The 12,014-nt window shown below is 68.5% G+C and carries 9 protein-coding genes and 1 pseudogene; 5 read left to right on the forward strand and 5 right to left on the reverse strand.

All coding sequences use genetic code 11. From position 1 onward, the window contains the following. Positions 1-161: 161 nt before the first annotated feature. The gene (locus ACYVHU_RS16475) at positions 162-878 is read left to right on the forward strand and encodes a PRC-barrel domain-containing protein (RefSeq protein WP_498948945.1); all 717 of its coding nucleotides are present in this window, start codon (positions 162-164) and stop codon (positions 876-878) included. Positions 879-887: 9 nt separating this feature from the next. Here the strand turns inward: ACYVHU_RS16475 and rarD are convergent, their stop codons facing one another. Next, positions 888-1,829, reverse strand: coding sequence for an EamA family transporter RarD (gene rarD / locus ACYVHU_RS16480; RefSeq protein WP_078763200.1), 942 nt, complete (start codon positions 1,827-1,829; stop codon positions 888-890). Between the two features lie 93 nt (positions 1,830-1,922). Further along, on the reverse strand, positions 1,923-3,848 hold the full coding sequence (locus ACYVHU_RS16485; RefSeq protein ID WP_498948946.1) for a serine hydrolase domain-containing protein: 1,926 nt from the start codon (positions 3,846-3,848) through the stop codon (positions 1,923-1,925). A 169-nt stretch (positions 3,849-4,017) separates the two neighbouring features. Between ACYVHU_RS16485 and msrA the strand changes: the two genes are divergently transcribed. Then, complete coding sequence (msrA, locus tag ACYVHU_RS16490) at positions 4,018-4,710, forward strand: peptide-methionine (S)-S-oxide reductase MsrA (protein ID WP_078763202.1); 693 nt, start codon at positions 4,018-4,020, stop codon at positions 4,708-4,710. Positions 4,711-5,075: 365 nt separating this feature from the next. Here the strand turns inward: msrA and ACYVHU_RS16495 are convergent, their stop codons facing one another. The 3 genes and pseudogenes from ACYVHU_RS16495 to hemA form a co-directional block, all read right to left on the reverse strand. Continuing rightward, positions 5,076-5,687, reverse strand: coding sequence for a Rossmann-fold NAD(P)-binding domain-containing protein (locus ACYVHU_RS16495; protein WP_498948948.1), 612 nt, complete (start codon positions 5,685-5,687; stop codon positions 5,076-5,078). Beyond that, positions 5,644-6,033 (reverse strand): annotated as a pseudogene (locus ACYVHU_RS16500) (Rossmann-fold NAD(P)-binding domain-containing protein); the annotation flags it as partial. The gene ACYVHU_RS16495 and the pseudogene ACYVHU_RS16500, both read right to left, overlap by 44 nt. Positions 6,034-6,075: 42 nt before the next feature. After that, positions 6,076-7,305: a 5-aminolevulinate synthase gene (gene hemA / locus ACYVHU_RS16505; protein ID WP_200813714.1), complete on the reverse strand. Its 1,230-nt coding sequence runs from the start codon at positions 7,303-7,305 to the stop codon at positions 6,076-6,078. A 732-nt stretch (positions 7,306-8,037) separates the two neighbouring features. Between hemA and ACYVHU_RS16510 the strand changes: the two genes are divergently transcribed. The 3 genes from ACYVHU_RS16510 to asnB all read left to right on the forward strand — a co-directional run bounded on the left by ACYVHU_RS16510 (position 8,038) and on the right by asnB (position 11,537). After that, entirely contained in the window at positions 8,038-8,559 is a 522-nt protein-coding gene (locus ACYVHU_RS16510) for a GNAT family N-acetyltransferase (RefSeq protein ID WP_498948990.1), read from the forward strand. Then, positions 8,560-9,618, forward strand: coding sequence for a Gfo/Idh/MocA family protein (locus ACYVHU_RS16515; RefSeq protein WP_432937146.1), 1,059 nt, complete (start codon positions 8,560-8,562; stop codon positions 9,616-9,618). Between the two features lie 68 nt (positions 9,619-9,686). Continuing rightward, complete coding sequence (gene asnB, locus ACYVHU_RS16520; protein WP_078763207.1) at positions 9,687-11,537, forward strand: asparagine synthase (glutamine-hydrolyzing); 1,851 nt, start codon at positions 9,687-9,689, stop codon at positions 11,535-11,537. Positions 11,538-12,014 lie beyond the last annotated feature (477 nt).

Below are 12,014 nucleotides of genomic sequence, written 5' to 3' on the forward strand. Positions count from 1 at the left end.
GGTGTGGGGGTCACGCCGTGCCCCTTTCTCGGTATCGCTCCCCTAATAAGGGCTATTTCGCGGAGAAAGGTCGGGTACTGCCAGTCTCGTGCGGTTCTGGAAGAAGGTCACGGGCCCTGGGACCGCCGACCGACACCCCGCCCCTGGGAGAGGAAAGCACCGTGACAGCGAGACCGCGGACACAGCACCTGACCGGCCACAGGCTGCTGGACGAGAACGGTGACAGCGTGGGCCGGATCGGCCAGGTCTACTTCGACGACGAGACCGACACGCCCGTCTGGGCGGCCGTGCGCACGGGGCCGCTCGGCCGGCACGAGTCCCTGGTCCCCATCGGCGTCGCCCGCATGGCGGGGGAGGACGTCCAGGTCCCCTTCGACAGGGAGACCATCACGACCGCCCCCGAGTTCGGTGCCGATCGGCACATCTCCGCCGAGCAGGAGCACCTCGTCTACCGGCACTACGGAATCCGTCCCGCCGTCCCCGGTCAGCGCCCGGACGAGCGGGACACGCTCGACCCCGCGCCCGACGGGGACCCCGACGAGGTGCCCGAGGGGTACATGATCCCCGAGGACGCGCGCGTCGACGTCGCCCAGGGCGCCGAGGAGGTCGACGTCGGCGAGGACGGAATCCTCATCTACGAGGAGTACACCGTCGCCGGGACCCACGAGGGGGAGTTCCAGGGGGACACACTGGTCGACATGGAGGACGACGAGCCTCGGGGTGGGGCCAGCGGCACGGAGGGGCTGCACGGCGAGGAGCGGGAGCAGGCCACCGGGAAGCCGGGGCCCCGCACCGACCGGGGCTGGGACGACCTGGGGCCGGGAGACCTCGACCGAGGCGACCCCCGGCGCGGCGATGTCCCCCCGCCCCCCTCGTGACCGCCGCGTTCAGCCCCGCCCCGTCGCGGCACGCTCGGGCCGTCCCTCAGCCGCGACGGCCGCGCGCCCGCGGGAGGCGCGCCGTGTGGTCCGCACCATGTCGACCGCGAACACCACCAGCGCGGCCCACACGATCGCGAACCCGATCCAGCGTCCGGCGGGCATCTCCTCCCCGAACACCAGCCAGCCCAACAGGAACTGCAGCACCGGGGCGATGAACTGGAGCAGACCGACCATGCTCAAGGGGATGCGGAAGGCGGCGAACCCGAACAGCAGCAGCGGGACCGCGGTGACCAGGCCCGACCCCACCATCAGCGCGGTGTGCGCGACGGAGACGTGGCCGAACGCGGCGTCGCCGGTGAACTGGAGGGCCAGGACGTAGCCCAGCGCGGGCAGGAAGAGCACCAGCGTCTCCATCGTGAGGCTCTCCAGACCGTCCAGCCGCACGAACTTCTTCACCAGGCCGTAGGCGGCGAAGGAGAACGCCATCCCCAGGGCCAGCCAGGGCGGCTGCCCGTAATCGAAGGCGAGCACGACGACGGCGACCACTCCCAGGGCCACGGCGGCCCATTGGGCGCGGCGGAGCCGTTCGGAGAACACCAGGACCCCCAGGGCGATGCTGACCAGGGGGTTGATGAAGTAGCCGAGTGCGGCCTGAAGGGTGTGCCCGGAGTTCACGGTGAAGATGAACAGACCCCAGTTGATGGAGATCATGAACGCGGCGCAGGCGATCAGCGCCAACCGTCGCGGGCTGCGGACGACCTCGGCCATCCACCTCCAGTGCCGCCGTACCAACAGGATCGCCAGGACCACCGCCAATGACCACACCATCCGGTGGGCGAGGATCTCCAGCGAGGAGGACGGGACGAGTAACTGCCAGTAGAGGGGGACAAGCCCCCACAGGAGGTAGGCGCCAACACCAAACAGGGCACCACGGTTTATCTCGGACACGTGTTTCAGAGTATTGGAATTATTCACAAGTGAATAATGAAAAAAACTTAACTGTTCTGTTTAGCGGGGCAGGATGCGGCCGCCCCATCCGGATCAGCCCAGAGGACGCCACACCAGTCCGGCCTCCCAGCCCACCAGCGCCACCAGCAGGGCTCCCACGGCCATAAGGGCGTAGTGGAACCGCTGGAGCCGCGACCACCGCCTCCGCCACCAGGCCGTGACCGCGAACGCGGCCATCACCCACCCCAGCACCGCCACCGCCGTCAACGGGAGCGCGGGCAGCGGCGAGCCCGACATGACCAGCCGCGTCACCAGGCTCCAACCCGCGGGAAAGGCGCCCAGGAGGGCGACGGACAGCACCCCCGCCAGCGCCGTGAGGGCCGCGGACACCGCGGTGAGCGTCGCCGCCCGGCCGTCCCCGCTCCCACGACGGTCGCGCCCCCTTCCCCGCAGGGCGTGGAGGGGCCACAGCGCCACGCTGGCGAGCGCCAGCAGCCCGGCGGCCGCCGCGACGAGAAGCGTCGGCGGAGCCACCTGCCAGGGCACCCTCAGGTAGGTGGTCGAGGGGGCCGCCCCGTACCCCAGACCGATCACCGCGCCGGAGCCGTCACGCACCAGGGTCAGCAGCTCACCGCTCTCCCGGGAACGGAAGACGTCCCCGCCGGCCGGACGCCAGGCCACGCCGTCCACCACGAGCCCTCCGCCCGTCCCGGCGGCCACCACGCGGTGGTCCAGCAGGCCGGCCGCCCGCGCCACCCTGCCCTCGCCGATCCGCGCGGTCACATAGACCCCGGCCACGCCGGTCGTGTCGCCGGCGGGCCCGGGGGCGTCTCCCGGCGGCCGTCCGGGCAGGAAGCGTTCGGCGAACTCCGCGACCACGACGTCGCGGACGGTACGGTCCCCCTCCGCGGCACCGTCCCCGTTCTGCACCGCGTAGAGGCCCACGCCGCTCTCGGGGAACAGGGCGAACAGCCCGTGCGACCCCGGCCCGTCGCCGCGGTGCCCGACCATCGGCTCGGTGCCGCCGCGCAGCTGCTCGAACCCGTATCCGACGCCGGGGAGGGCGGGATGGTGGGTGAACCGGGCCTCCCGCATCGCCCGCGCGCTCGTCTCGGACAGGACGCGCCGACCGTCGAGCTCCCCGTCGCCCAGGTGGGCCCGCAACAGCCGGCCCACCGCCTCCACGGTCGCGTAACCGCCACCGGCCGGCACCACGTTGTCGCCCCCGCGGCCGACCTCCACCCAGCCGCCGGGGCCGGGGGCGTAGGAGCGGGCCAGGTCGAGCCGGTCCGCCACCTCGGCGGGGCGGCCGACCTCCGCCTGCGCCATCCCCAGCGGGGCGAACACGTGCCGGGCGACGTAGTCCTCGTAGGACAGCCCCGACGCCGCCTCGACGAGGTGGCCGGCCAGCGCGTAACCGTAGTTGGAGTAGGCCGCGACCTCGCCGGGCGGGTGGGTTCGAGCGGGCAGACGCGAGCGCAGGTAGTCGGGGAGCGGGACCTCGCCGGAGGGGTCCGCGGGCATCGCCCCCGTGAGCGTGTCCTCGAAACCCGCGGTGTGGGTGAGCAGGTGGTGCGGCGTCACCGGCCGGCCGGGATGGGTGTCGGGGACGTGGAGTTCGGTGAGGACGTCGTTGACGTCGGCGTCCAGGTCGAGCCGCCCGCGTTCCACCAGCTGCATGACGGCCGTCGCGGTGACCGATTTGACCACCGAGTCCAGGGGGAACGCGGTCCGTTCCGGATCGACCGGCGTACCCGCCGAGACGTCCGCCTGACCGTAGCCGCGGGTGAGGAGCTGGCCCTCGCGGGTGACCACCACGACGGCGGCCCCCGGAACGTCGTGCTCGGCGAGCAGGCGCGGCACGCGGGTGTCCAGGAACCCGCCCACCTCCGCGGCCGTGAGCGGTCGCGGCCGTTGCGGCAGGTCGGCGAGTGCCGCGGCGGGGCCCGCGGTGACCGACGCGAGGACGACGGCCGTGACGAGGACGGCCGGCATCGTGCTCCGCACGCGCCATCCCATGTCTCCCCCTTCCCGGCCCTGGGCCGTCTCCACGGATTCCCCCTGGTCACGAAGGTAGACGGGAGGCGGGCGGAGGACACGACGGCCAGCCACCGGATCGGGGGTGGACCTGTCCCCACCCCCGGGGGACGGACTGGGAACCCCGGTGCGCCGTGGATAGCCTGGAGACATGTTCGGCTTCAGGAAGACGACGATGGTCACCGCCGCGGACGCGCTCCCCGGACGGGACACCCCGATGCCGGTCCCCGGCCGTCACGAGGTGCTCGGCACCCCGCTCGCCCCGCCCTACCCGCCCGGCGCGCAGATCGCCGAGTTCGGCATGGGCTGCTTCTGGGGGGTCGAGCGCACCTTCTGGCGGATCGGTGCCGACCACGGCATCATCACCACGGCGGTGGGCTACCAGGGCGGTTTCACGCCCAACCCCACCTACGAGGAGGTGTGCAGCGGGCTGACCGGCCACACCGAGGCGGTGCGCGTCGTGTTCGACCCGGCCCGTATCTCCTACGCCGACCTGCTCAAGGTCTTCTGGGAGGGCCACGACCCCACCCAGGGCATGCGCCAGGGCAACGATGTGGGCACCCAGTACCGGTCGGCGATCTTCTACCACTCCGAGGAGCAGCGCGAGGCGGCCGAATCCAGCCGTGACGCCTTCCAGCCGGTCCTGACCCGCGCCGGGTACGGATCCATCACCACCGAGATCACCGCGGCGGGCCCGTTCTACTTCGCCGAGGACTACCACCAGCAGTACCTGTCCGACGCCAAGAACCCCAACGGCTACTGCGGGGTCGGCGGCACGGGACAGAGCTGCCCCATCGGGGTCGCGGCCACCGGCGACGCCGCTTCGCGGCGCGCGGCCGAGTAGGACGGTCGACGGGTGCGCACGGGGACGGCCGAGTGATCACTCGGCCGTCCCCGTCAGTGGGCTCTGCGAGGCGGGCGCCCCGGCGGCGGGAACCGTGCTCGCCGGAACCGCTCCCACTGTCGGGGAGCAGCCCAGGAGGGACACGTCCGGCCGGTCCGGACCGTGCCCGCGAGATCTTGCGGGCGGTGACGGGGGCGAGGCCCCGCGGGTTTCACGGAGCCCGACCACAGCCCCTCGGGTTCACGCCCTTCTGCTGGGGGCCACCCGGGTCGAGCACCGGTGGAGCGATCGGGCAAGCGTGGGGACGTACCCGGTCGACGCGGCCCGCCACGGCCCCCTCGATCTGGCGCGCCGCCCCCGGACGGCTACCCGGGGCGTAGGGACGGATTGATCGCGGAGGGCACCGGCTGGTTCGTCAGCGCCTGGACGACGGCGGCCACGGCTTCTCGGCCCGCCCTCTCTTGCGCCTCACGGGTGCTGGCCCCCAAATGAGGCGTCGCCAGGACGGACTCGTGGTTGAGCAGCGGGTTGCCGACGGCTGGTTCGATCTCGAACACGTCGAGTGCGGCGCCCGCGATACTGCCTTCCTTCAAAGCGGTGTTCAGGGCGCCCTCATCGATGATTCCGCCCCTCGCGGTGTTCACCAGCAACAGGGAGGGCTTCGCCAACTGGAGTTCGCGTCCTCCGATCAGACCTCTCGTCTCCGGGGTTCTGGGAACGTGGACCGAGACGATGTCACTGCGCGCCATGAGGCTGTCCAGATCGGTCAGGTGCGCCCCAACGCTGGCGGCGTGCGCGGACGATACGAAGGGGTCGTAGGCGAGAAGGCTGACATTGAAGGGCTGCAGGCGCTCCGCGACGAGCGTGCCGACATGTCCGAGCCCGATGAGCCCCACCGTGCTTCCGGCGAGCTCCCGTCCCTGATACCGGCTCCGGTTCCACTGGCCGGCCCGCAGGGCCGCGTTCGCGGGGAACAACGTGACGCAGCCCGGTGAGGATCAGTCCGATGGTGAGCTCGGCGACGCTCAGCACATTGGACCGAGGCGCGTTGGCGACGAGGACCCCCGCCCGCGTCGCCGCCTCCACGTCGATGTTGTCCACTCCGACTCCCGCCCGGGCGATGATCCGCAGATTCGGGGCGGCGGCGAGAACACCGCGGTCCACCTGCGTTCCGCTCCGGACGAGGAGGGCGCTGGCGTCGGGGAGCGCGTTTTTCAGCGCGGAGGGGTTACTGCCCTCACAGAACCGAACCTCGAAGTCGCCCAACGGCTCCAACACGGATTCGGGCAGCGGGTCCGCTACAACGACGACGTCCTTGCTCATGGTGGGATACCTCCCTTGGGGAAGACAGGGCCGGGCCAGTGCTTAAAGCGCGGCCTGGGCGAGGGCGCGCGGAAGGCCCGCGTTCTCCCAGGCAGAGTCCAAGGCGTCGGCGAACGCGAGCACCTCACGGTCGCTGTGCAGGGGCGTGGGGGTCACCCGCAGTCGTTCGGTTCCGACGGGAACACTCGGTGCGTTGATCGGCTGGACGTAGAACCCGTGTCGGTCCAGCAACTCGGCGGCCACCTGGCGGCACTTGAGCGAATCCCCCACCAGGACGGGGATGATGTGCGCGGCCTCCGACACGACCGGGATCGCCCGCTCCCGCAGCAACCCCTGTAGGAGGGCCGCGCGCTCCTGGAGCGATCTGCGTTCGTGGTCGGAGCGCTTGAGATGCCGGACCGCGGCCAGTGCCCCCGCGGCGACGGCCGGCGGGAGAGAGGTGGTGAAGATGAAGGCGGAGGCGAAACTGCGAACGGCGTCGATGACGGAATCGGGTCCCGCGATGTATCCACCGGCGGTGCCGAACGCCTTCGCCAGGGTTCCCTGGATGACGTCGAAACGCCCGGCGAGTCCCTGCTCGGCGGCCTTGCCCGCTCCCCGTGGACCGTACATCCCCACGGCGTGCACCTCGTCGAGATAGGTGAAGGCGCCGTACCGTTCCGCGAGTTCGGCCACCCGCGCCAGCGGAGCGACGTCGCTTTCCATGGAGTAGATGCTCTCCAGCGCTATCAGCTTGGGAAGCGCGGGATCGGTTCCGGCGAGCAGTTCTTCCAGGTGGTCGACGTCATTGTGCCGGAAGACATGTTTCTCCGCCTTGCTGTGCCGGATACCGGCGATCATCGAAGCGTGGTTGAGCTCATCCGAGAAGACCACGCACTTCGGCAGTCGGCCCGCGAGGACGGTCAACGCGGCGTCGTTCGCGGCATAGCCGGAAGGGAAGACCAGGGCCGACTCCATCCCGTGGAGGTCGGCCAGTTCCCGTTCCAGCTCCACGTGGTAACGGTTGTTGCCCGATATGTTGCGTGATCCACCACTGCCGGCGCCGGCCTCGTCGATGGCCTGTTTCATCGCAGTCAGGACCGCGGGGTGCTGTCCCATGCCCAGGTAGTCATTACTGCACCACACGCTGATGTGCCGTTCCCGGCCCAGGTCAGAGGTTCGGGCGGAGGGGAAGCGGCCCGCCTGGCGCTCGATCTCCAGGAAAGTGCGGTATCCGCCCTGTCGCTTGAGCTTGGCTATCTCCTCGGAAAAGAAATCTACATAGCCGAACACGGTAACTCCAATCTCCGTCGCGCGTTCTGCCGGAATGAATGTAGGTGAGCTGTTGACTCCTGGGAAATGCAAACCGAGAGCGGTCATGGACTATCCGCATAACTCCAGCTGTAGCGGGTCGACGGCATGCAGGTCTTTCTTAGGAGCTGGGGGAGGCGTGCGAACAGTGCGGGTCTGTTGGTTTACCCGAGGGTGAATCAGCGTGAGTGAGCGGAAAACGTATGCCTCCGAAGGGGGCGTGCGGATCGTTTTTCCGTCCCGACGGTGAGACGCAACCGGTCTGTGTTCCGGTGGCCGGAACCGACTCCTGGTGAAAGAGAGGATTTCTCTGGTGCGTGCAGGCGGGGTGAGAGGAGCTTGGAGGTCGCCGATGTGGGCGGCCGACGGGAGTCGAGAACGGTCCCAGAGGCCCGGGAGGGGAGAGGGTAAGTTCCGATGAACATCGGAAGGCCGGGCGAAGAATCCAGGTCAACGAGGACCTGCCATTTCCCTGTGCCTGCTTCTCCGGCGGTTCCGCGGATTCTGTTGTAACCCCATCGGGCGCCGAAGATTGAAGATGAGAAACCATGAGGTGGCGTGTGCGTCCATGAGGGTCCGTACGGCCCGGCGATCTCGGCGCCGTTGCCGGAAGTGGGGAAACGTAACTCTGGGAAGAAGCGGCGAAGCTTGAACTGCATTTATTTATCGCATGCATAGATGCGCTTCGTGTGGCATTTCTGCTTCTGCTCGGTAATGCCTAAAGTGACCGCCGTGAGGGGCAATGGATACCCGCTGCCGCGGCATGCGACAGCAGATGACATCGACGAACTCGTGCGGCTGCGCGCGTATCTGCTCAGTACGGGCGAAGGTCCGTACACGGCGCGCACTCCAGAAGACGAAGAAGTGTGGAGGCAGGCCTACCGGAAGTGGCTTGAACCGGTGACGGCCGGCAGCGTGCCCACGGTGCGGGTGAGCGTCATCGGCTCCCCTGGGAGCCTCCTCGCCTGCGCGATCGCTGTTGTCGACCATCGGGCTCCCACCGCCCGTTGCCCCAGTGGGCGGGTGGGCTGGGTGCAGACGGTCGTGGTCGATCCGTCGGCCCGCCGCCAGGGGCTCGGCAGAAGAGTGATGGACGACGCGCTGTGCTGGCTCCGCGAGGCCGGAGCCGAGAGCGTCGTCCTCCAGACCACGCGAGATGGTGCTCCGCTGTACCGATCCCTGGGGTTCGCGCCGACCGGTGAGGATCTGCTCTATCTGGACGTGAGAGGTTGTTGAGTGGCAAAGGTTCTCATCATCGGCCTCGGATACGCGGGCCGGCGATTCAAAAAGGCTTTCGAGAACACGGGAACTCCGGTGGAGTTCTCCTACGTCGGACGTACCCGCCAGGACGTGCCCATCCCGTACTACCGATTCATCGACGAAGCGCTTGAGGACTTCCGCCCGGACGTCGCCGTGGTCACGGTGCCCGATCTGGCGCACGCGGAAGTATTGCGGGCGCTCTCGGGATTCGACGGTTTCGTGTTGGCGGAGAAGCCGCTGGTCACCTCCGGTGATGACCTCACTCCTGTGGAGTCCGCTCTCAGGAAGGTCTCAGGGTTCTGTATGGACCTGGTGGAACGTTACGCGGAAACGACCATGCTCCTCCGCGATCTCGTCCGCGAGGACGGATTGACACTTGTCCGCGCCCACTTCACCTGGGGCAAGGACCGTATTAACGATCACCGTCCCACCAGTGGGGTGTCGAGCGAGATCATACATCCGCTCGATCTGCTCCAATGGATCTGTGGAGCAGGGACACCGATGTCCCTGGAAACCGTTCTCGGGGTACGGTCGGATTTCTCTGTATCGGGTCACGACGTGCTCGATAGTGTGGCGATTTCCGCCCGACTCGGCAGCGGCGTGGTAAGTGGCTACAGCAGTTTTGTCAACATCACCCGTAAGCGCGAGATCGATTTCGTGTTCCGTGATCGCTCAGGTGATCTGCTCTACGCGAACGCCGTATACGACACCCCTGTGTGGGATGCCGACCGGTTGCGAGTCTGGCGGCGCACCGGTGCGGGAGACGTGGTCGTCCACGAACTGGATACCGGACTGCGTGCCGTCCCCAAGGGGTCCGAGACGGTCGTCAAGCTCGGCAGGATGGTCGATGACGTCACACGATATGTCGCCAGTGGCCGAGATCCCAACATTCCTTTCGCCGGATTAAGCGACGCCTTCGCCCTGCAGCGCCTCCTGAACGAAATGGAGGCCCGCGCCTATGTGACAGGTCCCGTCAGCTATTTTCCCAATGGCAGGACCGTCCTGGAAGAAGTCGATTGGGAGCGTCTCGGGTGAATATCTCGCCTGCGTTCCGCTCTTTCACAGACCCAGAACTCCGATGACACCGGACCAAGGAGCCGACCATGTGCGGAATCGCCGGATGGGTGGATTTCAACTGTGACGTCCGCCGGGACACAGCCACGCTTGAGGCCGTCACCAGGACCATGGCCTGCCGAGGCCCCGATGCAGAGGGCATGTGGACGGGTGAGCACGTCGCTCTCGGCCACCGCAGGCTCTCCATCATCGACTTGGAGGGCGGCCGGCAGCCCATGGTGGCCGAGGAGGGGGGCAGGGTCCTGGCCTGCCTCACCTACAGCGGAGAGGTGTACAACTTCCAGGAGCTGCGCCGCGAACTCAAGGGACGCGGACACACCTTCAGAACGCACAGTGACACGGAAGTCGTTCTGCGCGGTTACCTCGAATGGGGAGAAGGGGTCGTCGACCACCTCAACGGCATGTACGCCTTCGCGGTGTGGGACGAACGGGCCCAGACTCTCGTGCTGATCCGCGACCGTATGGGCGTCAAACCGCTGTACTACTTCCCGACCGCGAACGGCGTCGTCTTCGGCTCCGAACCCAAGGCGATACTCGCGCACCCCGCTGTGCCCCGCAGGGTCGGCCCCGAAGGGCTCCGGGAGGTCCTGGAAATGGTGAAGACGCCGGGGAGCGGTGTCTTCGCCGGGATGTACGAGGTGCGTCCGGGACAGTTGGTGCGCGTGCGTCGAGAGGGCTTGAGCAGGCGTACATACTGGGCCCTCGAAGCGCGGGAGCACCCCGACGACCTGAAGACGACGATCGAGACCGTACGAGCGCTGCTCGACGACATCGTCGAGCGTCAGACCGTTTCCGACGTCCCCCTGTGCTCTCTGCTCTCGGGCGGTCTCGATTCCTCCGTCATCACCGCTTTGGCCTCCCAGAAGCTGAGCGCGAGAGGCGAAGGGGCGGTGCGCTCCTTCTCCGTCGACTTCGCCGACCACGGCGTGGAGTTCGTCGCCGACCCGGTCAGAGGCTCCTCGGACGCCCCGTTCGTCCGTGATCTCGTCGACCGGATCGGCGCTGACCACAGCGAGATCGTGATGGACAGCGCCGAACTGGCGGACCCCTCCCTGCGTGACAGGGTGCTCCGCGCCCTCGACCTGCCGCCCGCCTACTGGGGGGATATGTGGCCCTCCCTCTACCGTCTGTTCCAGTCCGTACGTGAACAATCGACGGTGGCCCTGTCCGGCGAGTCGGCGGACGAGGTCTTTGGCGGGTACCGCTGGTTCTTCGACCCCGAGGCGGTCGAGGCCGAGACCTTCCCCTGGCTGACGTCCGCCACGGGGAAGTACTTCGACGGCAAGTCGCTTTTCGATCCCGCCTTGCTACGGAAGCTGGAGATGCCGGAGTTCCTGAGGGACAGTTACGCACAGGCCATCTCCGAGACGCCGGTGCTCGCGGGGGAGGACGGCACCAACCGCCGCATGCGGCAGATGAGCTATGTCAACCTGACGCGGTTCGTGCAGACGTTGCTCGATCGCAAGGACCGGATGAGCATGGCCGTCGGGCTCGAAGTGCGCGTGCCCTTCTGCGACCATCGCCTGGTCGAGTACGTGTTCAACGCGCCCTGGGAGATGAAGTCCTTCGACGGGCGGGAGAAGAGCCTCCTGCGCGCGGCCACAAAGGACCTGTTGCCGGAGTCGATCGTGCAGCGGGTCAAAAGCCCCTATCCCACCACCCAGGATCCGGCTTACGAGCGGGGGTTGCGTACGGCTCTCGCCGAGGTGCTCGACGATTCCTCGTCGCCGGTTCTGCCCCTGCTCGACCAAGTGGCGGTGAAGAACCTCCTGGCGAGCCCGCTCGGCGAGGTGAGCGCCCAGTACGACCGTTCCGGTCTGGAGATGGCCTTGGGGCTCAACTCCTGGCTGGCCGCCTACGACATCACGCTCGATCTGTGACTCCACGGGGTGTGGGCCGCCAACTGTGAGGAGGGGCCGCGTCGTCCCGGGGAAGGCGGAGCTGGCGCCTCAGCCCGATGGGGTGGCGCAGTCCCATCAGGCCGGCCGTGGTGATCGGGCCTCCCGGGGCCTCGACGCGCAACGCGCCGGGGCCCCGCTTCCCTCATGGGCCACCGGCCCGGGAGCGGTCCTCGATCCGGGGAGCCCCACGTCCGCCCCACGACCCGGTGCCTGGCCCACGGGGCCGTGGCCGAAGTCGGTCAGTCCGGGCCGAAGCGATCCGGACCGCGGAGGACGGATGGCGGGAGGGGCGCCCGCTCGGGTGGGCGAAGAAGCGCTGACCTCGGTTGATGTGTCCACAACGGGCAACGCGGCCATGGCCGTGGACAGGTCGCCGGCCGGCCCTTCCCCCTCCTTCGGCTCCCTCGCGGCCTTTCTCCGGTCACAGCCCGGCGCGTCAGGGAGCGGAACCATTGA

It is taken from the genome of Marinactinospora endophytica, assembly GCF_054780875.1.